24 protein-coding genes are annotated in these 24,298 nt (G+C 53.8%); 6 read left to right on the plus strand and 18 right to left on the minus strand.

The features are described 5' to 3' along the window. Positions 1-22 precede the first annotated feature (22 nt). From tssG to AAIG39_RS09235, 9 genes are all read right to left on the minus strand, one after another. Positions 23-1,066 (minus strand): type VI secretion system baseplate subunit TssG, encoded by a 1,044-nt coding sequence (tssG, locus tag AAIG39_RS09195; RefSeq protein WP_090086004.1) that lies wholly within the window; start codon positions 1,064-1,066, stop codon positions 23-25. Next, entirely contained in the window at positions 1,063-2,934 is a 1,872-nt protein-coding gene (gene tssF, locus AAIG39_RS09200; RefSeq protein WP_090086002.1) for a type VI secretion system baseplate subunit TssF, read from the minus strand. Before tssF ends, tssG begins: the two co-directional genes overlap by 4 nt. A 2-nt stretch (positions 2,935-2,936) precedes the next feature. Beyond that, a complete protein-coding gene (gene tssE, locus AAIG39_RS09205; protein WP_090086000.1) occupies positions 2,937-3,503 on the minus strand; it encodes a type VI secretion system baseplate subunit TssE in 567 nt (188 codons plus the stop codon). Further along, the gene (locus tag AAIG39_RS09210; protein WP_090085998.1) at positions 3,496-4,308 is read right to left on the minus strand and encodes a type VI secretion system accessory protein TagJ; all 813 of its coding nucleotides are present in this window, start codon (positions 4,306-4,308) and stop codon (positions 3,496-3,498) included. Before AAIG39_RS09210 ends, tssE begins: the two co-directional genes overlap by 8 nt. 135 nt (positions 4,309-4,443) lie before the next feature. Further along, a complete protein-coding gene (locus AAIG39_RS09215) occupies positions 4,444-5,439 on the minus strand; it encodes a hypothetical protein (protein WP_090085996.1) in 996 nt (331 codons plus the stop codon). Positions 5,440-5,460: 21 nt separating this feature from the next. After that, positions 5,461-6,255 carry a PP2C family protein-serine/threonine phosphatase gene (locus tag AAIG39_RS09220; RefSeq protein WP_343193691.1) on the minus strand — a complete coding sequence of 265 codons (795 nt, stop codon included), beginning with the start codon at positions 6,253-6,255 and terminating at the stop codon, positions 5,461-5,463. Continuing rightward, positions 6,252-7,607, minus strand: coding sequence for a type VI secretion system baseplate subunit TssK (tssK, locus tag AAIG39_RS09225; protein WP_343193692.1), 1,356 nt, complete (start codon positions 7,605-7,607; stop codon positions 6,252-6,254). Before tssK ends, AAIG39_RS09220 begins: the two co-directional genes overlap by 4 nt. Before the next feature lie 25 nt (positions 7,608-7,632). Next, positions 7,633-8,139 carry a type VI secretion system lipoprotein TssJ gene (gene tssJ / locus AAIG39_RS09230; RefSeq protein WP_343193693.1) on the minus strand — a complete coding sequence of 169 codons (507 nt, stop codon included), beginning with the start codon at positions 8,137-8,139 and terminating at the stop codon, positions 7,633-7,635. A 22-nt stretch (positions 8,140-8,161) separates the two neighbouring features. Continuing rightward, positions 8,162-8,656, minus strand: a complete 495-nt coding sequence (locus tag AAIG39_RS09235; protein WP_047370836.1) for a hypothetical protein — start codon at positions 8,654-8,656, stop codon at positions 8,162-8,164. A 1,036-nt stretch (positions 8,657-9,692) separates the two neighbouring features. Between AAIG39_RS09235 and AAIG39_RS09240 the strand changes: the two genes are divergently transcribed. Next, entirely contained in the window at positions 9,693-11,387 is a 1,695-nt protein-coding gene (locus tag AAIG39_RS09240; protein WP_343193694.1) for an alpha,alpha-trehalase, read from the plus strand. Positions 11,388-11,438: 51 nt separating this feature from the next. On the opposite strand, the gene AAIG39_RS09245 is transcribed toward AAIG39_RS09240, so the two are convergent. Next, positions 11,439-11,693 (minus strand): GlsB/YeaQ/YmgE family stress response membrane protein, encoded by a 255-nt coding sequence (locus AAIG39_RS09245; RefSeq protein ID WP_090085972.1) that lies wholly within the window; start codon positions 11,691-11,693, stop codon positions 11,439-11,441. Between the two features lie 210 nt (positions 11,694-11,903). Here AAIG39_RS09245 and ycgR point away from each other — a divergent pair, with 210 nt between their 5' ends. Further along, a complete protein-coding gene (gene ycgR, locus AAIG39_RS09250) occupies positions 11,904-12,638 on the plus strand; it encodes a flagellar brake protein YcgR (RefSeq protein ID WP_090085970.1) in 735 nt (244 codons plus the stop codon). Positions 12,639-12,673: 35 nt separating this feature from the next. On the opposite strand, the gene emtA is transcribed toward ycgR, so the two are convergent. After that, complete coding sequence (gene emtA, locus AAIG39_RS09255) at positions 12,674-13,288, minus strand: membrane-bound lytic murein transglycosylase EmtA (protein ID WP_090086066.1); 615 nt, start codon at positions 13,286-13,288, stop codon at positions 12,674-12,676. Positions 13,289-13,386: 98 nt separating this feature from the next. Here emtA and ldcA point away from each other — a divergent pair, with 98 nt between their 5' ends. Together ldcA and AAIG39_RS09265 are read left to right on the plus strand one after the other, a co-directional pair. Next, positions 13,387-14,298 carry a muramoyltetrapeptide carboxypeptidase gene (ldcA, locus tag AAIG39_RS09260; RefSeq protein WP_343193695.1) on the plus strand — a complete coding sequence of 304 codons (912 nt, stop codon included), beginning with the start codon at positions 13,387-13,389 and terminating at the stop codon, positions 14,296-14,298. A 141-nt stretch (positions 14,299-14,439) separates the two neighbouring features. After that, a complete protein-coding gene (locus AAIG39_RS09265) occupies positions 14,440-16,173 on the plus strand; it encodes a potassium/proton antiporter (RefSeq protein WP_090085964.1) in 1,734 nt (577 codons plus the stop codon). Between the two features lie 14 nt (positions 16,174-16,187). Here AAIG39_RS09265 and dadX read toward each other — a convergent pair whose 3' ends face one another. Both dadX and AAIG39_RS09275 read right to left on the minus strand, forming a co-directional pair. Next, positions 16,188-17,258, minus strand: coding sequence for a catabolic alanine racemase DadX (gene dadX, locus AAIG39_RS09270; protein ID WP_343193696.1), 1,071 nt, complete (start codon positions 17,256-17,258; stop codon positions 16,188-16,190). Positions 17,259-17,286: 28 nt separating this feature from the next. Then, positions 17,287-18,585, minus strand: coding sequence for a D-amino acid dehydrogenase (locus AAIG39_RS09275; RefSeq protein WP_343193697.1), 1,299 nt, complete (start codon positions 18,583-18,585; stop codon positions 17,287-17,289). Positions 18,586-18,903: 318 nt separating this feature from the next. Here AAIG39_RS09275 and AAIG39_RS09280 point away from each other — a divergent pair, with 318 nt between their 5' ends. Next, a complete protein-coding gene (locus AAIG39_RS09280; RefSeq protein ID WP_090085958.1) occupies positions 18,904-20,436 on the plus strand; it encodes a SpoVR family protein in 1,533 nt (510 codons plus the stop codon). A gap of 38 nt (positions 20,437-20,474) precedes the next feature. Here AAIG39_RS09280 and fadR read toward each other — a convergent pair whose 3' ends face one another. After that, positions 20,475-21,194, minus strand: coding sequence for a fatty acid metabolism transcriptional regulator FadR (fadR, locus tag AAIG39_RS09285; RefSeq protein WP_090085957.1), 720 nt, complete (start codon positions 21,192-21,194; stop codon positions 20,475-20,477). 352 nt (positions 21,195-21,546) lie between these two features. Between fadR and dsbB the strand changes: the two genes are divergently transcribed. Beyond that, positions 21,547-22,077: a disulfide bond formation protein DsbB gene (dsbB, locus tag AAIG39_RS09290; protein ID WP_090085955.1), complete on the plus strand. Its 531-nt coding sequence runs from the start codon at positions 21,547-21,549 to the stop codon at positions 22,075-22,077. 99 nt (positions 22,078-22,176) lie between these two features. On the opposite strand, the gene AAIG39_RS09295 is transcribed toward dsbB, so the two are convergent. The 4 genes from AAIG39_RS09295 to AAIG39_RS09310 form a co-directional block, all read right to left on the minus strand. After that, the gene (locus AAIG39_RS09295) at positions 22,177-22,566 is read right to left on the minus strand and encodes an Exc2 family lipoprotein (RefSeq protein WP_343193698.1); all 390 of its coding nucleotides are present in this window, start codon (positions 22,564-22,566) and stop codon (positions 22,177-22,179) included. Between the two features lie 108 nt (positions 22,567-22,674). Beyond that, on the minus strand, positions 22,675-23,121 hold the full coding sequence (locus AAIG39_RS09300; protein WP_039079506.1) for a YcgN family cysteine cluster protein: 447 nt from the start codon (positions 23,119-23,121) through the stop codon (positions 22,675-22,677). Between the two features lie 91 nt (positions 23,122-23,212). Continuing rightward, a complete protein-coding gene (locus AAIG39_RS09305) occupies positions 23,213-23,872 on the minus strand; it encodes a fumarylacetoacetate hydrolase family protein (RefSeq protein WP_090085952.1) in 660 nt (219 codons plus the stop codon). Positions 23,873-24,023: 151 nt separating this feature from the next. Then, positions 24,024-24,293 carry a YcgL domain-containing protein gene (locus tag AAIG39_RS09310; protein ID WP_139223066.1) on the minus strand — a complete coding sequence of 90 codons (270 nt, stop codon included), beginning with the start codon at positions 24,291-24,293 and terminating at the stop codon, positions 24,024-24,026. Positions 24,294-24,298 lie beyond the last annotated feature (5 nt).

The following is a 24,298-nucleotide window of genomic DNA, read 5'->3' on the forward strand; positions in this document are numbered from 1 at the left end:
ACGCCTGGGAGACGGTGAAGTATCACCGCTCCGGACTGAAAACCAAATCACCGCGTGCAAGCGGCTGCGGCTGCATACCCAGCCAGGCGCTGTAGCCCAGGCGCCCTGAACCGCCCAGCGCCGCACCGGTCACATCCTGACTTTGTAACAACACGCGCAGTGACCATTGATACTCAATGCCAAGATACTGACGAACCCAGTCGCGAAGCCGGGTTACCCAGGCCTCGCCGGGCAGAAAATGGCGGTAGGTTTCGGCATCCAGCGGCCCCAGCTCAATGCGAAAATTATGGGTGACATCGCGTACCGCCGCTCCCAGAAAAGCTGATTCACCCAGACGCGGCGCACGACGTCCGCCCTGCAAACGCGCTCTTTCTCGCTCACCCAGCGGCATCCATTGTGGAACGTTCGCCACGACTTTCACTGGTACATTGAAGTAGGCGCGCAGGATCTTCTCCAGCCCTTCCGGGTCACGACCGTTACGCGTTAGATGTCCGGCCAGGGCGAAGCGGGCATGCGGACTCAGAGAGCCTTTTTCCAGTTGTCCCGGCTGCCCCATGCCGATAAGCGAAGCGATATAGCGCTCGAAGCGTTTATTGTCCGCGCGATCGAGTGAAACCGTCGGCTGTGCATCGGCCCAGGCGCGATAAAACAGGAGCGTCAGCCGGTGATGAAACAGGTCCGCAAAAGCCGTCAGGCTCTCATCCTGATGGTGATCCAGCCGCTCGCGCGCATACTCTGTCAGGTGCAGCGGCAGCGGCCCGTTCGGCCCGAAGAGACCAAAACTCAAAATCGACACATCATACAGCGATGACTGGTCGCGCTGACGCACCTCTGCCAGGGTTGAAGGGGCAAAACCGAGCGACGGTTTCTGACCGATACGCAGAGGTTCAAAGCGCGGCAGCGGCGCGCGTCCCAGTGGATAACGCTCTCCCCCCTGGGCATCAACACGCCGCAACAGGGTAAACAGATCGTAACGCCAGGGGGCCGCCATCACGTTCTGCCAGAAGGACGGCGGCATGGCAGTTGCCCGCTTCACAGGGGCCAGACGAGCAAGCGTTTCGCTCATAGCAGCGCCCTTTTGCCCATACGCGGCGGCCAGTAGCCCACTTCGCCGCGCTGCTGACTTTTGAGCGTGAATTCGGTAAAGCTATTGATCGCCACCAGCCGTGCAAAGACCCGTTCCAGTACGCTACCGAACAGCCACGGGCTAAACCCGGAAAAGGCCTGTTCGTCCACCGTCAGCGAGATACTCACACCACGGGCGAAGACAATTGGCCCAGGCTCCGGTACCCGGCGGTGTACCGGTTGCAACACGCACTGGCGCACGCCGTCAATCTGTCTGGCTACCGGGGCTTCAGCCAGTCGGGTATAGAGGCCCAGTAACTGGCGAAGCGCCGCCGCCCCTTGCCCTTCTTCGCCGTCCATCAGGCTCAGGTAATTCATCTGTAGTTGACTAACCAGTTGCCAGGTACTGAACCCTTCCGCCAGCGCCGGGCGCGGTGGCGTTGGCCCTTTGCGCAGACGCGGATTTTTAACCGGCAGTGAGTCAGGCAGCACAAATTTGCCCATCTCCTGCTGGAGCATCAGCGGCAGGTCGCGGCTGGTACACAGCACTTCGGCGGTGATATAACGCAGGTCGTCTCGCCAGGGGGCATGCTGTTCATCGACCAGCGAGGCAAACACTTCCGAACCGATATAGCCGGTACGTGTACCGTAGCGCTGGGCATGTTCCGACAGGCCGCGCTGTTCGCGGCGCAGCGAAAAGTAGGCGCCGTAGTTGCCGTCATCCTGGCTCTGGCTACGCCAGAACGGGCGAAACTCCTGTTCATCACGCTGCCCGTCAACGCTGGCATGAATACGAGTAACGGCGTAAATCTCGTAATCCATCGGACGGATGTTATCGACCACCAGGTGATATTCGTGCTGACTGTCGCTGAGTTTTTGCCGTTCCGCCACTTTAGCGAACAGGTTCACCACCGGGGTGCAGTGCAGCGCCAGATGGTTTTTATCCACCACGCGTTCAAGCTGGTCATCGGTTTTATCCAGCAGGATGATGATGTCAAATGTGGTGGCATCATCGCTCTGCGCCAGCAGTGGGCGCAGCCCTTTCAGACTGAAAAAGAGAAAACGCGACGGAAAAGCAAAATACTCCTGTAGCAGACGGTAACCGTCAAAGTTACGCAAATCATCCGGCAACAGCGCCTGATCGGATTCGAAGCCCTCATGGTGTAACGCATCTTCCGGCAGAACCAGAGGCGCGGTTGAGGTGCCGGGAATCAGCGCCAGCGCCCCGACCTGATGCGCCATCAACAGTTCCAGCAGTTGTAGTGCCTGCATATCCGGGCCGCTTAAAAAGAACTCCACGCGGTCAAAATCAAGGTGTGAGAGTTTCACCGGACCGTCACAGCGCAACCGGATCCGCAGCGCGCTTACCGCCCCGCTCTGTCCGAGGCCGATACGCAGCAGCGGCAGATCGGCGGGCACGCCGCCCAGTTCTACGGCGCTGATGCTCAGCGGCAGTAACGTCACATCGTGCGCGGTGGTGTAACTGCAGGTGACGCCATTTTTCTTGAGCGTCTGGCTGTCCATCATGGTGCCGCGCGGTACCACAAAGCCTTTACTTAAATCGCCTTTGCCAGGGTCAGGTTGCAGCTCGGCAATGGCCATTGACGGAGTGGGCGCAAGGTAGTTTGGTGCGATCATCTCCAGCAGACGCTGAGAGAACCGGGGGAACTCGGCGTCCATCTTGAGCTGCACGCGAGAGGTTAAAAAGGCGAACCCTTCCATCAGTCGCTCGACGTACGGGTCGGCGACGTCCATGCCCTGCATACCCAGCCGCCCCGCCACTTTCGGATAGCGGCCCGCAAATTCCTGCCCCATCTCCCGCAGCCAGGCCAGTTCGCGGTTGTAATACTCGAGTAATTTACTCTCCACGCTTACCCCACATCTTTTAACTCGAAATGGCCATTTTCCAGGTCGACATCAGTGCGAAACAAAAAGCTTAACGGATACGGCACGCACCACAGGCGGCCTTTGATTTCAATCGACAAGACGTTGTGCAGATCCAGCGACTTTGTATCGGAGATACAGCGCACCATCAGCCCCTGGGGCAAAATACGCGGTTCGAAATGCAAAATAGCGTCGGTGAGTTTGCGCTGGATATCGTGCCATTCAATGTCGGACATGCGCTGACCAGCCAGGGGCGCCACGCCAAAATTGGCGACCGAGCGGCGCACGTGACTCAGTTTTGAGAGATCGTTTTGCGCCTCGTTATTAATGGTGTTGAACAGCCACTGCAGGTCACGCAGTACGTGGCGACGTAGCGTATTGTGCGAGACCAGGTTGCTGTTGAGCGGCTCCTGCTTTTTATCCGGCGCATCATCGGTCAGACGGTCCAGCAATGACGGCTGCATTTTGTCGCGCGCCCCCGGCGACTCTTTGCCGTTTCTGGCGCGCCAGCCGCTGCGCAGCAGGTCGCGATCGTCCTGGGGCTGGCTACTCATGCGTATCGCCCTGTGCAAAACGTACGCTGGCTAAATCGAGCAGCGGGTATTCCGCACTATCGTTAAGCCATACTTTTTGACCGCGCCCCATGTAATGAGGCTCCTCGCCCGGCAGCGGCTGCCACTCGGTAGTGCGTGACAGTAAGAAACGGTCTTCGACCTGATTTTCCAGCGGATAGCGCGCCGGGATCTGACAAACCTGCTCGCTGCCGTCATGCAGGCGGATGCGGGTATGTCGCCAGACCAGGTCGATGACACTCGCCGGAGGCTGGAACTCCATCTCTTCAATCGCGCTGAATGGCAGCCAGAAGTAGCGCCCGTTGACGATGGCCTCGCAGACCGGACCAAAGCGGCAGTCGCCATCCATCAGCCAGTCGAAGCTGTGCGTGGTGCCATCCTGCAATGTCAACTCGCCGGGGATCGCTTCGGCCTGTTCCAGCGCCCCAATGCGCTGCGAGCAGGCTTCGGTTGCCGAAAGATCGAGGGCGGTAACCATTGCCGCCAGCCACGGCCAGTTTTTTTCCGGCATTGTCGGACGCCCCCGTCCGGCCATCACTTCCGCGCGCTGGCGTTCGCCATTGATGGTCTGTTCAAGCAAGGTAATGGTCGGTTGCGCCTGCGGCGTCAGCGCCAGCCAGCTTTTAAGCTGTGCCAGGGCGCGCGGCCAGTTGCCCTCAAGGCAGAGCATTTGCGTGAAGGCCGCACGCAGGTCGGCATCGCCAGGCTGCTTGCGAATGCGGTTTTCCAGTTGCCCCAGACTCTCCTGGAGTGATTCTCCCGCGAGTTGTTGCTCTAGTGTGTTCATCACCGCTCCTCAGTGTTCGACGAATTATATAGTGTGGCCTCTGCCCCTCACCCAACGCTCTCGCACCGTAGCCCCCGAATGGCGGCGCATGCGCCTTATCCGGGCTATGCAGTGAGGGCAGTGAGGGGCAATAAATTAGTGCACAGCCTTATAGGTACCGACCGCGGGGTCGCGCAGTTGCGGACGCAGTGAGTCAATCAGCAAAATGTTGAGTGTTGTACCTGGGGCGAACCACGGGGTCCAGACTTTACGGACCTCATCAAGCCGGGCCTGCAGGCGGGCCTGATCGTTTAGCAGTTCGCGTGAAACTTCGACCGCCACGGTGCCGTTCGCCTGCCATCCGCTCAGAGACGGTACATAAGGCAGGATCATCCAGCTCTGACCGAGACTGCCTTCGCTGGCCACCATTCGTTCGTTGTTTACTGTGGTTATTAGCAGACGGTCGGCATCCACACTGTCGCTCAGACCGCTGACCGGGAAACCATGAACAAAGGTCATGGTGGTTTTACGCTCAATGCCGTTAGTGATTTGGCTAACATCACTGCGGCCATTGAGCCAGCCACCCTTCTCACATTTACCGTCGTCTTTGGCCGGGATAAACAGCGCCGGGCTGCTGCTGTCTCCTTGCCAGAATGTACGCAGATGGCAGCCATCCTGGAGAGTGAACTCCTGCCATGGTGTGCGGTTCGCCGCAGGCGAGTTATCTTCCGGTCGGCCTTCCGGCAGTTGTAATTCACTGGCGGTATTTGCCGCGGGCGGCGTAGTTGTCGTCGCAGCCGCCGGAGTTACCACGGGCGCCCAATCTTTCGCTTTGCTTGCGGTCCCCTGGGCCAGCGTGTTGTTTTGCGCATCGGTCAGTTTCCAGCGCACCAGCGTTAAGGTGCCGCACTGATTTTCGAGCAGCGCACCCAGACGCGGCATAAAACTGTCGAGCACGGTGACTTTTTTATCGCCATTTGCCACGATACGCAGCGGCAATTCCCGGGCACACCAGCTTTTCGGCGAGTTATCCGCGATGTCGTCGATCCAGATATCCAGTTTTTGTGTAGGAGACTGCACGATACGGTAGTTTTCAGCCTGAGCGCCAAAACAGACCGCGAAGAGTGCCAGCCCCGGAAGCCAAAGTTTCATAAAATTCCTTGTAAGCCTGTATCAATCACGAAGAGGGAAAAACTGCGACGCTTGCGCCAGCGAGTGCAGAAGCGTGGTGTCCTGCGGGGCACCAACCCACACCGCTACAGCGCTGTAATTGTCCTGCTGGTCATGACTCTCCACGTTGGTGCGCAGCAGTATCTGATTCATTAATGTCAGCCACTCATGCGGTGTGTTGACCATATGAAGCGACTGCTTCATCTGCTCTTCGCTCACCCCGTGCCAGAAACCGTCGGTGCAGAGCAAAAACACATCGCCGTCTTCAATCGGCACCACATCGCTGTAGCTGGCTTCGCGCTCATCGTCACCCAGCCCCAACGCGAAGTAGAGTAAGTTGCTGTTAATGCCATCGGTCTGGTGTCCGGCGTCTTTCATCTGCTGTACCAGACTGTGATCGGTGGTGACGTGGTAGAGCCACCCGCGGCGAAACAGGTAAAGTCGGCTGTCGCCCGCATGCACCCAGTAGGCCAGGTGGTAATCACGGTCAATAAACAGACTCACCATGGTGGTGCCCATACGCTGAAATTGTTCAGCCGCTTTTTGTTCGATGCGAATGGCGTTGTTGGCTTCGTAGATATACTCGCGAATGTATTGCGCATTCAGATGCTGGTCGCCATCGAAGCGGGTAATGATGGCATTGCGGGCGAGCTCGGCCGCCACGTCGCCGCCGGGAAGCCCGGCAATACCGTCGCATACCACGAAACATGCGGCGCGTTCGCCAATGCTTTCACCCGTTTGATCCTGGTTACTCGCACGCGCGCCCTGTCGGGACATTGAGGCGGTGCTGATATTCATTGTTGTTCTTCCGATGCGCTTTGTGAGTCTTTGTACTGGTTTACTTCCATGTCATAGGCGTGCAGGAAAGCTTCGCCAAAAAGCGTGTGGAAGTCGTCATCGATTTCACCGGCTGTTTCTGCGTAAGAACGCACGAAATAGTCCCACAGCGCCGCTTTGCGATTGGAGAGCATGCCAAGACGCGCAGTAGCCCCGTCACGTTTTGCGTCCTCTTCCAGCAGTTCCGGGTTAAAGGACTGAAGCATAGCGGCAATAATGGCGCGAATGCCGGAGATCATCCCCAACTGGTGAGCCTGTAAGTCGATAAGCGCATCGCGTACCGATTTTTTGGGCGGCATAAAGCCCGGCATACGGGTACCGAACATCTGCATCAGCACGGTTTTGCCGGAAGGCAGCAATTTAAACGGGTTGTTGGCGTCATCGAGCACCATCGTCATGTCCGCTTTTACCCCACGTTTAAGGATCGAGCGTGATGACAACAGCGCCACTGTCCCTTGCGAAAACATGCTCAGCATCTGTCCGAGCTGGCGCATGTTTTCCCGATCAAACTGCGGCGTGGGCTGCATATCACTGAGCCCCATTCCTTCAAGCAGTGCATCCAGCAGTTCGCCTTTAAGCACATCGCCGCTGCTCTCGTTGCTGGTGGTCGTTCCGGATTGCGCGCTCTCGCTCTGGACCGGGTCGATCCGCAGGCGCCCTTTCGGTGTCTGCGCGGCGGCACGCTGAACGGTTTGTGGCGTGGGTATCATCGCGTACAGCGGCGCGCTGTTAGTGGCGTTAAGCATCGGCGGAATATAGGCCGAATCATGACGAATGTGATTATCGTTCCGCTTTTCCAGTATCTGAACCACACCCATCGCCGTCCACTCGGCAGTGAGATCTTTTTCCAGCATCAGTTTCAGACGTAACCGGCCAAATTGTACGGCCGCCGGGCCAACCGAAATGGCGTTGTCATCATCCACTTCCGCTTCCCAGGCAACGTAGCGTGCCAGTGACTCTTTATCCTCGCTGAAGATAACCTCTTCACGACCACCCCGACGGGCAGGTAAGGCCAGCACGACACGCTCATTGGTAACGTTATCCCCAATGGCTAATGGCGCGGGCGCATAACGAGGATCGTGAAAGGAAAAAAATGTGCCATCCGGTAGCAGACCGCTGGCGTAACTCAGCGCGATACAGCCCTGGCGTAACATTGCGTCATCAAGTTCAAGGTCCAGAAAGCCCCACAGGAAGGGGCGTTGTAACGTCCCCCATTCACGAATGTGGTTATGCAGGTGGCTTTCCGCACGTTGAAAATGATGGGGACGCAGAAACATACCCTCGGTCCAGACGACCTTTTCTGCTTTGTTCATGCTGTTTTCCTGTTAAGACTGGGCGCTATCTGGAAACGACGCGGATCCCGTTCACGTCGAGAAAAACGCTGGCTTCAAGTGAGTCAGACGACGATTTCCAGAATTCGTAAAAGCGACTTTCACCCTGCACGGGAAGCGGAATGGAGATTCGCCATTTTTTGCCATCCAGCGCCTGATACTCCGCCATCACGCCGATATAGCGAGCTTCCGGGTTAGCCTGGCCGGTGAGTGTTTTTGTCAGTTGGCCGGGCAGCAAGAAGAACTCATCGCTGTTGAGCAGGTTAGCCCCAAGGGTGTTTCCCGCATTGTTTTGTAGCGACCAGAAATCGGCGGACATGAACGTCGCGTCGGATTTCAACAGCAGAACCCTGACTTTGAGCGGCGCGGATGCGTTGACCTGCGGGTGCGCCTGAAATTGAAGGGTGTAGCTGGCAGGTACGCTATGTGAAGTCGATCCACAACCGCTGACCAGGGTGGTCAGCGTAAGGAAAAACGCCAGGATTATCTGGCGTACCACGAAGTTAGTTTTCATATCCATCGCTCATGATGGCGAGTTAGTTGAGAATCCACGTACCTGAGTTGCTGTTTTTACATGCTTTACTGCTACCATCCACCGACACACAGGTCTGTTTCTGACGGGCTCTCAGGCGCGGGGTTTGTTTCCGCACGGTTTCGTCGTACAGCTCGCTTTTCACGACCGCACGCATCGGAACATAACCGATCAACTCTTCCTGACCTTCATCGGCCAGCGCCATCCAGAAGTGCTCAACCTGGCCCAGTACCACATAGGTTTTACCGGTTTGCAGCTGGCGGATCATTTTGCCGCCGTAATCCGGCGTGCTCATCAGCGACGCAGGATAGAGTGCACGGTAGTTCTCTTTGATAGGCTGAAACTCTTTTGGTGGTTTTACCGCATAGCGGTGGGTAAGCGTGGTGCCATTCACCTCGCTGGTCACAATCGTGTCGTCTGTGGGAGTCGCCGGCGGTGGTGCTTTACATGCGGAGAGTGCAAAAACAAACAGCAGGGCTAATACATTTCGCATTTTCATAGCAGTGATTTCCATTGCAAATATATTACTGTGTGGAACTGGAACGTTCAGGAAAGAACTTTTTCATTCTTTCAAAATAAGTCTCTCCCTTAGCCTGTAAAACAGCCGAATAATTAATTAAAGGCATAGCTACCGCACGAGCCGTTGCACCAGCAAGGCAGCGAGAATATGACTTCATCAATGATAATCGTGTCTAAATTTTACAGACGAGACGATACAATTCAATATCATCCCGGCCTTAATGAAAAATGAATATTTAAGAATTACGCAAAATAAGACAATTCTCAAGAAACAATTTCACTTTGGGAACGCGATGATAAAAATCATTGCCAGCATTAGCTTAAATCCCCTTCCAGTTTAGATCAACATACTGTATTTAATGATTTTATCTGCCGCGCCACTTAGAAACGTCTCCTGACAAACTCGTTATCGGATTAATCCTAAAATATAATATTCACTTCATTTACCCCTTATTCCTGGTAGGCCAAAAACCACATTTAATACAGGGAATGATGCGCAAAGCATGAAATGTCAGGGACGGGAAAGCGAATGAAATGAAATAGCGCATCCATGTCAGGTCAATATTACTCATCGGTCTTACCTTTGCGAAATAATCAACAGCGGAAATATTTTATTTTTGCTAAATAAGTTATTTTCAGGGCGACACTATTTAGCAGTGCTAACTTAATGTGAACTCACGTTAAATGAATCAATTCAGCTTATTTGATACAAAACGAATATGACACCTTTCTTTCAATAAGAAAAACTGATCGATTGACGTTATTTTATTTGACAGAAATCGTATTTATTAGTCTGAATTGCTACTTCATAACCTATTCTGGTCATAAAAAGCACCGGAATGTCATTTTTCGGGCATCCAATCATAATTTTTACTTATACCAAAAGGGGGCAAGGTAAATTATCTGGAAGCACGGAAAATGCCACACAGGGCACGCCGTTCGGCTGATATTCGACTAAGGTTTTCACAAGGTTGGCTACTGCGGCCCCGCTTTTTACCCGCTAAGGAGAACAGTTAATGACAAGACCAGATTTGCGCCGTCAGCGCGCCTTGTATCTTGCAATGCACATCGCACTGGGTGGCGCTCTGCTTTCACTTATTCCGTCAGCGTTCGCGGCGGAAGCGCCCAACACTCCGCAATCGCCGGATATCCTGCTCGGCCCGTTGTTTAGCGATGTTCAAAGCGCCAAACTCTTTGCCGATCAGAAAACATTCGCCGATGCCGTGCCCAAGGGGGATCCCCTGATGATTCTGGCGGATTATCGTATGCAGCGAAACCAGACCAGCTTTGATTTACGCCACTTCGTCAACGTCAACTTTGATCTGCCAAAGGAAGGGGAAAAGTATGTCCCACCGGAAGGGCAAAGCCTGCGTGAGCATATAGATGGTCTGTGGCCCGTGCTGACGCGCACGACCGACAAAGCCGGAAAATGGGATTCGCTGCTCCCCCTGCCGAAGCCTTATGTAGTGCCGGGCGGCCGCTTCCGCGAGGTCTATTACTGGGACAGTTATTTCACCATGCTGGGGCTGGCTGAGAGCGGACACTGGGACAAAATCGAAGACATGGTGGCAAACTTTGCTTACGAAATTGATACCTGGGGCCATATTCCCAACGGCAACCGTAGTTACTATCTGAGCCGCTCCCAACCCCCCTTCTTTGCTTTTATGGTGGAGTTACTGGCATCCCATGACGGCGATAACGTGCTCAAGACCTACCTGCCGCAAATGGAAAAAGAGTACCACTACTGGATGGAAGGGCTGGAGGGGCTACAAAACGGTCAGGCTAACAAGCGGGTCGTGAAACTCGATGACGGTTCGGTGCTGAACCGCTACTGGGATGATAAAGACACTCCGCGTCCGGAGTCCTGGCTGGACGATGTCACTACCGCGAAGAATAACCCGAACCGCCCGGCAACCGAGATCTATCGCGACCTGCGCTCCGCTGCGGCGTCAGGCTGGGATTTCAGTTCTCGCTGGATGGATGATCCGCAACAACTGGGAACAATCCGCACCACCAGCATCGTGCCGGTGGATTTGAATGCGCTGATGTACAAAATGGAAAAAATGATTGCCCGCGCCAGCCAGGCGTCTGGCGACAGCGCCAAAGCGAGCCAGTATGAAGCGCTGGCCTCGGCCCGGCAGAAAGCCATGGAAGCGAACCTGTGGAATGATAAAGAGGGGTGGTATGCCGATTACGATCTGAAAACCAAAAAAGTTCGTAATCAGTTGACGGCAGCCGCTCTCTTCCCACTGTATGTAAATGCAGCGGCAAAAGAACGCGCAGCGAAGGTCGCAGCGGCGACACAGTCGCGGTTGTTGAAACCCGGCGGGATTTCCACAACCACCGTCAACAGTGGCCAACAATGGGATGCGCCGAATGGCTGGGCGCCACTGCAATGGGTAGCGGCCGCCGGTTTGCAAAACTACGATCAGAAAAAGCTGTCGATGGATGTCACCTGGCGCTTCCTCTCGAACGTGCAACATACCTATGATCGCGAGAAGAAGCTGGTGGAGAAATATGATGTCAGCACTACCGGAACAGGCGGTGGCGGCGGTGAATATCCGTTGCAGGACGGTTTCGGCTGGACAAACGGCGTCACGCTGAAAATGCTCGATCTGGTCTGTCCGAAAGAACAGCCTTGTGACAGCCTGCCTGCCCGGGAGCCTGTCACCCAAACGACAACAGAGCCACAAAAAGCTGCGGCGCAATAAAAGAAAAGGCCGGTGAACAAACTCACCGGCCTTATTGCTTTACAAATACAATTAACCCCGCCGTAGCAGCCTGAAGACTGCCAGTACAATAATCGCACCCACCACCGCAACCAGGAAGCTGTGAAGGTTAAAACCCGTTACATCGCCGCCAAAATTAAAGCGGGTCGCAAGCCAGCCACCTACAACAGCCCCGACAATCCCAAGGATACAGGTCAAAATGAATCCGCCGCCATCCCGGCCAGGCATGATTAATTTTGCGATAACGCCTGCAATCAGACCAAAAACAATCCACGCGATGATGCCCATTTTATTTTCTCCTGCTACAACGTGATATGTACGTATCGGGCATAATGCCCGCACGTTGAGCAAAGTATAGACGAGAGCGTGAAAAGCATTTTCATCTCACAGACTTAATTGCAATTCCTCAGAAAATTTTTACAAATTTGTATTAAGAATTCTCCGGAGTTGCCGATAGTGCATCTAGACTGTCTGTCAGTGATCAAGGAGCCTTTCGGCGTGAGTAAGTACAGTGAGCAGTTCCTGAAAAATAGTCCATTAGCCGTACTCGGCGTCTTACGCGATTTGCAAAAGAGCCAGGTACCGGTGTGCATTGCGTGGTCGAGCGGGCAATTCATCAGTAAGATCCTCGAAGTGAATCCCGATGAGTTGATCATGGACTTCGGTAGTCAGGAGTTTGATAACACGGCAGTGCAACGCGCCACAAAAGTGACTATCACCGCCGAAACCCAGGGCGCCAAAGTTGAATTTACCCTCCCCGCTCTGCACAGCGGCGATTATCAGGCTTTGCCCGCTTTTATTTCCGAACTGCCAGAAAGTCTCTATTTTATTCAGCGTCGCGAATATTTTCGTATCAACGCGCCGCTACACCCTGCTTATTTCTGCAAAGCCAAAATGCCGGACAAAAAGACGGAACTGCGTTTTCGCCTTTTTGATCTTTCACTCGGCGGTATGGGCGCGTTACTGGATGGCACCGTTCCGGAAGGGTTGCAGGCTGGTATGCGCTTTTCCCAGATAGAACTGGATATGGCCTCCTGGGGACAGTTCTATTTTGACGCTCAGCTTATCGCTATCGGTGAGAGAAAAGTGGTGGATGGCAAGAACGAAACCATTACTACGCCACGTCTGAGTTTTCGCTTTCTTAACGTCAGCCCCGGCGTTGAGCGCGAACTCCAGCGTATTATCTTTGCGCTCGAGCGCGAAGCCCGCGAACGCGCCAGCCGGGTACGCTAAAAAAAGACCCGCTCATCAGGCGGGTCTTTTGCCATTTACATGGCGTTCATCGCTTTCTGTACCTTCCAGATATAGCGCGGCGCCTGTGGTGCCGGGTGATTTTCTACGACATGCTCAAAAAAGCCATCGGCACTCAGGTCGTTAATCTTGTCGATCGCTTTTTTCCTGTCAGACGAGAATGTCCGCAGCAGCGCGCCAGCACCGTTAACATATGAGACCACCAGAGCATACTGCATCACCTGAGGATCTTTAATTCCCGCCAGTACCCCGTGCTCCATAATGCTCAGATATGCGGCCCCCATAGAGATATTGCGCTCGGGGTTTTTCAGCTCACTGGTCGAAGGCTCACCGCTCCAGCCCATATAGCGATACACTTCTCGCCCGGAAGTCGACGCTTTCAACTGCATCAATCCCACGGCATTCGATTTACTGACAAGGTTGGGGTTGCCGCCTGACTCAACCGCAATCATCGCGGTAATCAGACGCGGACTGACGCCCCACGCCGCCCCCGCTTTTTCACTGACTGGCATCCACTGCATCGCCCGTTTTACCGGTACTTCCGGATTCCAGTCCGGGTTACGGTAATCCGTGCGTTTCGAGCTACAACCCGCCAGCAATACAATTAAAAAAGCAAACCATCTCAATTTCACACGCAATCCTTCTTTGGTGAACGCATCACTACGGATGACAACAAACAGGGTTAGCGGCATGATAACCGTTTCCAATTAGATGTCAGCAAGGAATTGCCATGTCCAGGTTTCATTTGATCGCCCCCTCCGGCTACTGCATTAACCAACAGGCCGCAGCGCTTGGGGTTCAACGGCTGGAGTTACAGGGGCATCAGGTAGATAACCGTGATGTCATTACCCGTCGCGATCAGCGCTTTGCAGGCCAGGACAGTGAACGTCTCAATGACCTCAACGCTCTGGTCGCGCTGGAAGGCGCGGATATTATCGTTCTCCCCGTTCGCGGCGGTTATGGCGCAAGCCGTTTGCTGGAAAAGATTGACTGGCCGGGCCTTGCCCGTCGCCAGCAATCCCAGCCGCTGCTTATCTGTGGACACAGCGACTTTACAGCTGTGCAGATGGGATTATTAGCCCGTGGCGGCGTTATCACCTTTAGTGGCCCAATGCTGGCGGGTAATTTCGGCGCGCCTGCACTTAATGATTTTACCGGTCGCCATTTCTGGCAGGCGCTGCGCCAGTCTGAGCTGACCATCGAGTGGAATGGCGAAGGCCCCCGCTGCCACACGCAAGGCACGCTATGGGGGGGAAATCTGGCGATGCTGGTTTCGCTTATTGGTACCCCGTGGCTTCCGGCCATTGAGGGCGGCATTCTGGTCGTTGAGGATATCAATGAGCATCCTTTCCGCGTGGAACGTATGCTGTTGCAGTTGATGCATTGCGGCATTCTCGCGCGCCAGAAGGCGCTCGTACTGGGCAGTTTCACCAGTGCCGATCCCAATGAATACGATGCAGGCTACAATCTTAATACGATGGTGGAATACTTGCGAAGCAGGCTCTCGATCCCGGTGATAACAGGGCTTGCCTTTGGTCACGAGCAGGAGACCGTCACGCTACCTCTGGGTGCGCATGCAGTTTTAGAGCATGATAAGCACACTCGGCTGACCGTTTCAGGCCATCCCGTATTGGGCGCATAAAAAAAACATTTAACCGACTGATTAAATCTGTATTTCTGCCGTTAATATAAATCGGGTTTTTAAACCGTAGCCGCTCAGCGCGTCCTGGCTCTGAGCGGCTACGGGTTTCACCGTTTTACGGGCAAGAGGAGAAGCACGACATTGGATGCAGCGGCGGTAATTAGTCTGTTTATTTTGGGTTCTGTACTTGTAACCTGCAGTATTTTATTAAGTTCTTTCTCATCCCGTCTCGGTATCCCGATTCTTGTTATCTTTCTGGCCATTGGCATGCTGGCCGGCATTGACGGTATTGGCGGCATCCCGTTCGATAACTATCCGTTCGCCTATATGGTCAGTAACCTCGCGCTGGCGGTGATTTTGCTTGATGGCGGAATGCGAACCCAGGCAAGCTCCTTTCGCGTGGCGCTGTGGCCCGCCCTCTCTCTGGCGACCGTGGGTGTGCTTATCACTTCCGGGCTGACCGGAATGATGGCGGCATGGTTGTTCCACCTCAACATTATGGAAGGGTTGCTGATCGGTGCGATTGTCGGCTCGACGGATGCGGCTGCGGTGTTCTCGCTGCTCGGCGGGAAAGGGCTGAACGAACGCGTCGGTTCGACGCTGGAAATTGAGTCAGGCAGCAACGATCCGATGGCGGTCTTTTTGACCATCACGCTCATTGAGATGATTCAACAACACCATGCAGGCCTGAGCTGGATGTTTGTCGTACATATTATCCAGCAGTTTGGCCTGGGTATCGTGTTAGGTCTCGCGGGCGGCTATTTGCTGCAACAGATGATCAATCGCATTTCCCTCCCCGCCGGGCTTTATCCTCTGCTGGCGCTGAGCGGCGGTATTCTGGTCTTCTCGGTTACTACCGCCATTGAAGGCAGCGGGATCCTGGCGGTCTATCTGTGCGGTTTTGTGCTGGGTAACCGCCCGATACGCAATCGTTACGCCATTCAGCAAAACTTTGATGGTCTGGCCTGGCTGGCGCAAATCGGCATGTTCCTCGTCCTTGGGCTGCTGGTCACGCCATCTGATTTACTGCCGATTGCCATTCCGGCACTGCTTCTCTCGGCGTGGATGATCTTTTTCGCCCGCCCGCTGTCGGTTTTCGCCGGACTGTTGCCATTTCGCGGCTTCAATTTGCGTGAGCGCATTTTCATCAGTTGGGTGGGATTGCGTGGTGCGGTGCCGATCATTCTTGCCGTCTTCCCGATGATGGCCGGTCTGGACAATGCGAGGCTGTTTTTTAATGTCGCCTTCTTTGTGGTGCTGATTTCGCTGCTCTTCCAGGGAACATCGCTGTCGTGGGCGGCCAAAAAAGCCAGAGTCGTCGTACCGCCCGTGGGGTGGCCGGTTTCCCGCGTCGGGCTGGATATTCACCCGGAAAATCCATGGGAACAGTTTGTCTACCAGTTGAGCGCCGATAAATGGTGTGTGGGGGCCGCTCTCCGCGACCTGCATATGCCTTCGGAAACGCGTATTGCCGCCCTGTTTCGCGATAATGCGCTTCTGCATCCTACCGGCAGTACGCGACTGCGCGAAGGTGACGTGCTGTGCGTGATTGGTCGTGAACGCGACCTGCCCGCGCTGGGTAAGCTCTTTAGCCAGTCTCCCCCCGTCTCGCTGGACCAGCGTTTCTTCGGAGATTTTATTCTCGAAGCAGATGCAAAGTTTGCCGATGTGGCGCTGATTTATGGTCTGGAAGATGGCCTGGAGTACCGGGATAAACAGCAGACACTGGGTGAGATTGTTCAGCAACTTCTGGGGGCGGCGCCCGTGGTGGGAGATCAGGTTGAGTTTGCCGGCATGATCTGGACGGTCGCAGAGAAAGAAGAGGACACCGTACGTAAGGTTGGTGTCCGGGTTGCGGATGATGAGGCGGAATGACCGCCTCATCATAGTTACACTGTCACAATGGGGACGCGTGGCGCGAGTGCGCACATTAATTCATAACCAACCGTCCCCGCCGAGGCGGCCACCTCATCGATTTTAATTTCGTTACCCCATAGTTCTACCGGCGTACCGATGCCCGCTTGCGGGCACGGCGTCAGGTCGACTGTGAGCATATCCATCGAAATAGCCCCTACCGTCCCGGTGCGGATACCGTCTACCAGCACTGGCGTGCCTGTACGGGCAAGGCGCGGGTAGCCATCAGCATAACCACAGGCGACAATGCCAATCCGCTGCTCCTGCGTAGCACGATAACGACTGCCATAGCCCACACAGTCCCCGGCACGCAGGGTTTGCACGGCAATAATCTGACTTGTCAGGCTCATAACCGGTTTGATACCACTGCCAGCCACATCCTGCCACTCCCCGGACGGCGACGCGCCATAAAGCACGATACCGGGTCGCACCCAGTCGCCGTGGGCTTCCGGGTGCCAAAGCGTGGCGGCAGAGTTGGAGAGCGAACGGGGGCAATCAAGTCCTTCCGAGGCGTGGTTAATACGTTCCATCGCCCGGTCAATTCCATCCGGTTTTTCCGCATCGGCAAAATGGGCCATCAGGGTGATATCGCCCACATTGCCCAACTCCCGCAGTTGTCGCCAGAGCGTTTGCACACGCTCTGGCTGAAAGCCCAGCCGGTTCATCCCACTGTTCATTTTCAGGTAAACATCCAGCGGCGCGTGCAGCCTGGCATCCTGCAAGGCTTTTACCTGCCAGTTGCTATGGACACTGGTCGTGAGGCGATATTTATCAAACAACGGCAGCTCATCGGCGTGGAAAAAGCCTTCCAGCATCAGAATCGGTCCCTTCCAGCCGCGCTCGCGCAGGAGAATGGCCTCCTCCAGATTGAGCAGCGCAAAACCGTCGGTGCCTTCCAGGGCACGCCAGATACGATCGATACCGTGACCGTAAGCATTAGCCTTCACCACTGACCAGACGCGGCAGTGTGGTGCAGCACGCCTGACTACCTGCAGGTTCTGCCGAAGTGCGTGTAAGTCGACAGTCGCCTGGACAGGACGAGACATACATTCTCCTTGTTTTAAGATGGGCGGCTTAGTTGTGAACACCGTGTAAATGTTGCGGCCGCGAGGGGGTAAAACCCGGTTGATAGCGCGCCACGCTTAAATCCTCCCATGGAATGGCTGGCGTGCGGCCGGAAATCAGGTCGCTCAACAGTTGACCCGAACCACAGGCCATCGTCCAGCCCAGGGTGCCATGCCCGGTATTCAGCCATAAGTTTTTAAACGGGGCACGTCCCACGACTGGCGTACCATCTGGCGTCATTGGACGCAGCCCGGTCCAGAACGTTGCCTGTTCTACATGCCCGCCGCGTGGAAAGAGATCCTTAACCACCATTTCCAGCGTGGCGCGGCGCGATTTGAGGAGTTCGGTATTAAAGCCGACGATCTCCGCCATTCCGCCGACGCGAATACGGTTATCAAAACGGGTAATCGCAATCTTGTAGGTTTCATCGAGAATAGTCGAAACTGGCGCGCCCGCCTCCTCCGCAATGGGTATAGTCAGCGAATAACCTTTCAGGGGGTAGACCGGGATATCAACGATCCCTTTTAGCATCGCCGTGGAATAGGAGCCAAAGGCCATGACGTAGGCATCGGCTTTCACCACTTCATCGCCACATTTCACGCCGTAAATCTGCTCACCCTCATACAGGAGTCTGTCAACAGGGGTGTTAAAGCGGAATGTGACGCCCGCCTGCACCGCCATCTGCGCCAGTTGCTGAGTAAAAAGCTGACAGTCGCCGGTTTCATCGTTGGGTAAACGCAGACCGCCTGAGAGTTTATGTGCGACCTGCGCCAGTGCCGGTTCTACCTCCGCCAGACGGGCGGATTCCAGCAACTGATAAGGCACTCCGGCATCCTCCAGTACGGCGATATCGCGGGTGGCGTTTTCATACTGCTCCGGGGTACGGAAAAGCTGTAACGTCCCGCCCTGACGGCCTTCGTACTGAATATGGGTGGTTTCACGCAACAGCTTTAGGCAGTCGCGGCTGTATTCTGCCAGCCGCACCATGCGGCCTTTGTTTTCCATATAGTGGCGGGTGTCGCAGTTACGCAGCATCTGCCACATCCATTTGAGTTGAGAAGAGGTGCCATCGAGACTTATCGCCAGCGGCGCATGACGCTGGAACATCCATTTAATCGCTTTCAACGGTACGCCAGGTGCCGCCCAGGGCGCAGCGTAGCCAGGCGAGATTTGCCCTGCGTTCGCCGCACTGGTCTCCAGCGCCGGACCAGGCTCCCTGTCAATGACTGTCACCTCATGTCCCGCCTGACTCAGATACCAGGCACTGGTAACCCCCACTACGCCACTTCCCAGTACAACGACTCGCATAACCTGCTCCCATGTGTAAAGCACAATCATCTGATTACAAATTGATAACTCAGATGAAAATGTTATTCAACATATGGCTTTTTTATGGTGACGCTACTCACACCTTTCCGTAAATTCAGGCGTCAGGATATTTAGAATCTCCTGCTGCACGACATTTCGCCGCAGAATAAAATTCTGCCAATGACGATTTTCACCCCTCTCTTGCAAGGTGTTATCGCGAAGAAAAAAAGCGACGTTACGTACGGTTTTTATTGTGTGTTCTATGCTTGAAATGAGACTCTCCATACAGAGAGAGTTGCTAACAACGAGGGCGCGCTAATGGCTACGATTGATTCCATGAATAAGGACACCATACGTCTCAGTGATGGACCTGACTGGACCTTCGATCTACTGGATGTGTATCTCGCAGAGATCGACCGGGTGGCGAAACTTTACCGCCTGGATACTTACCCGCATCAAATCGAAGTCATCACCTCCGAACAGATGATGGACGCCTACTCCAGCGTAGGGATGCCCATTAACTATCCCCACTGGTCATTCGGTAAAAAATTTATTGAAACCGAGCGGCTTTATAAGCATGGACAGCAAGGTCTGGCCTACGAGATTGTCATTAACTCCAATCCCTGTATCGCCTATCTGATGGAAGAGAACACCATCACCATGCAGGCGCTGGTTATGGCGCATGCCTGCTACGGGCATAACTCTTTCTTTAAGAATAATTATCTGTTCCGCAGCTGGACGGATGCCAGTTCGATTGTCGACTACCTGATTTTCGCCCGTAACTACATCACCGATTGTGAAGAGCGATACGGTGTCGAAGAGGTGGAAAAACTGCTCGATTCCTGCCACGCGCTGATGAATTATGGCGTTGATCGTTATAAACGTCCGCAAAAGATCTCCCTGCAGGAAGAGAAAGCCCGCCAGAAAAGCCGTGAGGAGTACCTGCAAAGCCAGGTCAACACGCTGTGGCGCACTCTGCCAAAACGTGAAGAAGAGAAAGCCGTTGTGGAAGCGCGCCGCTACCCTTCTGAACCACAGGAAAACCTGCTCTACTTTATGGAAAAAAATGCCCCGTTGCTGGAACCCTGGCAGCGTGAGATTTTGCGCATCGTGCGTAAAGTCAGTCAGTATTTTTATCCGCAGAAACAGACACAGGTCATGAACGAAGGCTGGGCAACCTTCTGGCACTACACCATCCTCAATCATCTGTATGATGAAGGGAAAGTGACAGACCGCTTTATGCTGGAATTTCTTCACAGCCATACAAACGTGGTATTCCAGCCGCCCTACAACAGCCCGTGGTATAGCGGTATTAACCCGTATGCCCTCGGATTTGCGATGTTCCAGGACATCAAACGGATTTGTCAGTCCCCAACTGATGAAGACAAATACTGGTTCCCGGACATTGCCGGTTCCGACTGGCTGGAAACGCTGCATTTCGCCATGCGCGATTTTAAAGATGAAAGCTTCATCAGTCAGTTTATGTCGCCAAAAATCATGCGTGATTTCCGCTTCTTTAGCGTGCTGGATGATGATCGCAATAATTATCTGGAGATTGCGGCGATTCACAACGAGGAGGGTTACCGTGAGATTCGTTCCAAACTGTCGTCACAGTACAACCTGAGCAATCTGGAACCCAATATTCAGGTGTGGAATGTGGATTTACGCGGCGATCGTTCTCTGACGCTGCGCTATATCCCGCACAATCGCGCGCCGCTGGATAAAGGCCGCCGGGAAGTGCTCAAACATGTGCATCGGTTGTGGGGGTTTGACGTGCTGCTGGAACAGCAAAATGAAGATGGCAGTGTGGAACTGCTGGACCGTTGCCCTGCCCGTAATAATACTCTCTGATAACGAAAAGCCCCTCCGTCGGAGGGGCTTCGCTTTGCTTAACGCCCGTGAATCGTTAAATCCCCGGGCAGTGTTTTATGCATGCGCTGCCAGATCTCACCACTCTCACGCCCATAACGACGTACCGTTTCGTACACCTCGTCATGTAAACCTTTCTCACAGATTTCTGCCAGACGATGGTAGAAACCGAGGGCCAGGCTGCGTGCTTCCGGGCTTGCGAAGTAGTGACGCCCGATGCGGGTATACAAGCCTTTCATCCCGTTGAGGATCAGCCCGTAAATCGGGTTGCCGGAGGCAAAAGCCAGACCGCGGAAAATGTTGTAATCGAGTTCAGCAAACGCATCACCGTGATCTTCAACTTCACGTGCGTTTGCCAGCACCGCCAGCGCGTCTTGCGGATGCTGACGGAACGCGGTACGGATAAAGATGGTCGCGATATTGGTACGCACGGACAGAAGGTTATCGATGAGCTGCGGAACGCTCTCATGGTCCAGACGCGCCAGAGTTTCCAGAATATTGAGCCCGGAGGTTTCCCAGAAATTATTTACTTTAGTGGGCTTACCGTGCTGAATGGTCAGCCAGCCGTCGCGGGCCAGACGCTGTAACACTTCACGCAATGTGGTACGAGTGACGCCAATCAGTTCGGAGAGTTCGCGTTCTGCCGGAAGAATCGACCCCGGAGGGAAACGGTTATTCCAGATACTTTCAATAATGTATTCTTCCGCGAAACCCGCCGGGCTCTGCGCCTTAATGACCATAGTGAGATTTCCATTATACAACTAAGCAAAGATCACTCATCATACCAGACCACCTCGGGGGCAGATAGCAGGCGAAATGAAGAAAAAGGGGATCGCCGATCCAATTTGAAAGATTCACATGCCGTACTTTTTACCCCCAATTTATTCACGACTACTTCTTCTTTACTGAAAATCATTTACCACATCTATCATTAATGTTTTTCCTGTTAGCGCTTTGCTTACATTCCTGACAGCAGGATTTGACTTTTCGCATGATAAACATCCGATTACGTATTATTTTCTTATGCAATAGTGGCTTGCTAAGTGATTTCGTTTACACTGCTGTGTCTACGCATGTCCCAGGGAAATGATTATGTTGCGATATTTGAACAAGTGCTCTCACGGGCGCGGCGCCTGGCTATTAATGGCGTTCACCGCACTGGCACTTGAATTAGTGGCGTTGTGGTTCCAGCACGTCATGTTGCTGAAACCCTGTGTCCTGTGTATTTACGAACGTTCTGCCCTTTTTGGTGTGATGGGCGCGGGTATTGTCGGAGCGATTGCGCCGAAAACGCCGCTGCGCTACGTCGCTATCTTAATCTGGTTGTACAGCGCCTGGCGTGGGATCCAGCTGGCGTATGAACACACCATGATTCAGCTTCATCCTTCTCCTTTTATGACCTGCGATTTTGCTGCGCGTTTCCCTTCGTGGCTGCCACTGGATAAATGGCTTCCGCAGGTCTTCGTGGCTTCAGGCGATTGTGCTGAAAAACAGTGGCAGTTCCTGTCACTGGAAATGCCGCAATGGCTGTTAGGTATCTTTGTCGCTTACTTTGTTGTCGCGGCGCTGGTGCTCATCGCACAGCCCTTTAAACCGAAAAAACGCGACCTCTTCGGTCGCTAACAGAACGCTCCTTCGGGAGCGTTTTTTTATTACCGCAACAAAAAGAACTCCCGGCAGGGGGTAGCTAACCGAAGCGACTGTCTTTAACAACACAGTCGCTTAATACACCCCGTTATAGCCATCCAGATAAGTCGCCGCTAACTCATTGCCTATCAGCTCGGCATCTTTCGGGTCCGCCTGTGCCGTATCGCCAGACCTGTCGTATGTTTCGGTGAGACGACGGCTGGCCTGTACCCTTAGCATCCCGGCATATTTGGTAGCGTAATGCGAATCACGACCAGTAATGCTATCTCGTTTTCCTTTATCGTATGCCTGTTCAAAGGCGGGAATAATGTTACGGTAAGTGCCTCGTGGCGAGAAACGGACACCGCCGTCCGTTGAGCTGTGGTTTTCCGTAAAGGCAATAGCGTGCCGTTGTGGAGAGGGTTTTGACGTTGTACAACCTGCGAGCAGAATACCTGCCGCTACCATCACAATGAATTTATTCATTACAGGCCCCGTTAATGTTTCTGCTTATTTAAGACCTGCAGATCTTTTAGCGTCTTGTTTTAAATCAGTTTTCATTCATCTCAGAGAGTAGCGGTATAACAGTGGATATTATTGCGCCCAATCGGGTTTATTTAAAATATGATCCTGCCAGTCGCGGACTTCGGACTCTTTTACCGCAATATGACGAACTGTGATGCGTTGTTTGTGCATCATCTCTTTCGAGCCGGTACGCAGCGGGTGCCAGACCGGTAGCGCCTTCCCTTCGGCCAGCAGACGATAGGCGCAGGTGGGCGGTAACCATTCAAAGGTAGGTAAATTATCACGCGTCAGCTTGATACAGTCCGGTTCATACTCAAAGCGGCGCTCGTAGTTGCGGCACTGACAGGTTTTGATGTTTAACTGACGACAGGCGACGTTAGTGAAATAAATCTCGTCGGAATCTTCATCCATCAGCTTATGCAGGCAGCACTGACCGCAGCCGTCACACAGCGATTCCCACTCCGCGTCCGTCATTTGTTCAAGAGTTTTGCTTTGCCAGAAAGGTGTGTCGCTCATAAATCAGTTCGCCATTTAAAACCAGGGAGCACCTTATAACCAGTCTGGCATGGGGATGCAAGTTTTGCCGCCGTTCTGGCGGCAAATCGACTTATAACACTCGGGTCTTTAACGAGAGGCCGTTAAAGCTCACTTCCAGTTCGTCCCCGCCGTGCAGCGGCCCTACCCCTTCCGGGGTTCCGGTCAGAATGACATCCCCGGCTTTGAGCGTGAAGAAGCGACTCATATAAGCAATCAGCGGCACAATTTTATGGATCATGTCGGCAGTGGTCCCCTGCTGGCGGACTTCACCGTTGATTTTTAGCCCCAGCGTCGTGTTCTGCGGATCGCTGGTAAACTCTGCCGCCGGAATAAAACCGGAGATCGGGCAGGAATTATCAAAACCTTTCGCTTTTTCCCACGGCTGCCCAGCCTTTTTCATTTTGGCCTGCAGATCGCGAAGCGTGAGATCCAGCGCCACGCCATACCCAGCAATGGCTTTTCGTACATGATCTTCGGTTGCCTGACGCAGAGTGGCGCCAATAAGCACGGCCAGTTCAACTTCATGATGCACGGAACCTAAATCCTGCGGCAATGCCAGCGGCTGGCGAATATCGCACAATGCAGTTTCCGGTTTAATAAACAGCACCGGCTCTTCCGGCGTGGCGCTGCCCATCTCTTTAATATGTTTCGCATAGTTGCTGCCAACGCACACGACTTTACTCACCGGGTAATCCAGGAGTGCGCCCTGCCAGTTATGATGTTGGTACATGTCTTTCCCCTAAGTAACACATTGAACAAGTGCGAAAAATGACTATCCGCGCCACATGGCGGTTTGTCAAATAGCAAACTTTTTATTCAACGTTTATGCGGGAGTAAGACAAGTGGCGGAATCGATCCGCCACCATAAAATTCGGGGGGCGTTATCTTTCGCTTTCTAAATGCTGTTTCAGTAAATTTTCTGGCGGCGGTGGAATCTGTAAATAATATCCCTGCGTGCGCAACGCCTCTTTTACTTTTTCCAGATCCGCACTGGCCAGTTTTTTACGTCCGTCGAGGGGCAATAACATGGCTAGCTGGGGCTGGCCAAAGCTTTTCATTAATTCTTCCGGCACGCGTGAAAAATCGTCTTTTTTTTCGACATACAGATAAGTCTGTTCACGTCGGGAACTTCGGTAGATCACACAAAACATACTTT

The sequence above is a fragment of the Phytobacter palmae genome (assembly GCF_039409775.1).
Classification (GTDB): Bacteria; Pseudomonadota; Gammaproteobacteria; order Enterobacterales; family Enterobacteriaceae; genus Phytobacter; species Phytobacter palmae.

Coding starts and splice junctions, on each gene's coding strand:
- tssG (WP_090086004.1), bottom strand. CDS start 1,066: ATGAGCGAAACGCTTGCTCGTCTGGCCCCTGTGAAGCGGGCAACTGCC.
- tssE (WP_090086000.1), bottom strand. CDS start 3,503: ATGAGTAGCCAGCCCCAGGACGATCGCGACCTGCTGCGCAGCGGCTGG.
- AAIG39_RS09210 (WP_090085998.1), bottom strand. CDS start 4,308: ATGAACACACTAGAGCAACAACTCGCGGGAGAATCACTCCAGGAGAGT.
- AAIG39_RS09215 (WP_090085996.1), bottom strand. CDS start 5,439: ATGAAACTTTGGCTTCCGGGGCTGGCACTCTTCGCGGTCTGTTTTGGC.
- AAIG39_RS09220 (WP_343193691.1), bottom strand. CDS start 6,255: ATGAATATCAGCACCGCCTCAATGTCCCGACAGGGCGCGCGTGCGAGT.
- tssK (WP_343193692.1), bottom strand. CDS start 7,607: ATGAACAAAGCAGAAAAGGTCGTCTGGACCGAGGGTATGTTTCTGCGT.
- tssJ (WP_343193693.1), bottom strand. CDS start 8,139: ATGAAAACTAACTTCGTGGTACGCCAGATAATCCTGGCGTTTTTCCTT.
- AAIG39_RS09235 (WP_047370836.1), bottom strand. CDS start 8,656: ATGAAAATGCGAAATGTATTAGCCCTGCTGTTTGTTTTTGCACTCTCC.
- AAIG39_RS09240 (WP_343193694.1), top strand. CDS start 9,693: ATGACAAGACCAGATTTGCGCCGTCAGCGCGCCTTGTATCTTGCAATG.
- AAIG39_RS09245 (WP_090085972.1), bottom strand. CDS start 11,693: ATGGGCATCATCGCGTGGATTGTTTTTGGTCTGATTGCAGGCGTTATC.
- ldcA (WP_343193695.1), top strand. CDS start 13,387: ATGTCCAGGTTTCATTTGATCGCCCCCTCCGGCTACTGCATTAACCAA.
- dadX (WP_343193696.1), bottom strand. CDS start 17,258: ATGTCTCGTCCTGTCCAGGCGACTGTCGACTTACACGCACTTCGGCAG.
- AAIG39_RS09275 (WP_343193697.1), bottom strand. CDS start 18,585: ATGCGAGTCGTTGTACTGGGAAGTGGCGTAGTGGGGGTTACCAGTGCC.
- AAIG39_RS09280 (WP_090085958.1), top strand. CDS start 18,904: ATGGCTACGATTGATTCCATGAATAAGGACACCATACGTCTCAGTGAT.
- fadR (WP_090085957.1), bottom strand. CDS start 21,194: ATGGTCATTAAGGCGCAGAGCCCGGCGGGTTTCGCGGAAGAATACATT.
- dsbB (WP_090085955.1), top strand. CDS start 21,547: ATGTTGCGATATTTGAACAAGTGCTCTCACGGGCGCGGCGCCTGGCTA.
- AAIG39_RS09295 (WP_343193698.1), bottom strand. CDS start 22,566: ATGAATAAATTCATTGTGATGGTAGCGGCAGGTATTCTGCTCGCAGGT.
- AAIG39_RS09300 (WP_039079506.1), bottom strand. CDS start 23,121: ATGAGCGACACACCTTTCTGGCAAAGCAAAACTCTTGAACAAATGACG.
- AAIG39_RS09305 (WP_090085952.1), bottom strand. CDS start 23,872: ATGTACCAACATCATAACTGGCAGGGCGCACTCCTGGATTACCCGGTG.
- AAIG39_RS09310 (WP_139223066.1), bottom strand. CDS start 24,293: ATGTTTTGTGTGATCTACCGAAGTTCCCGACGTGAACAGACTTATCTG.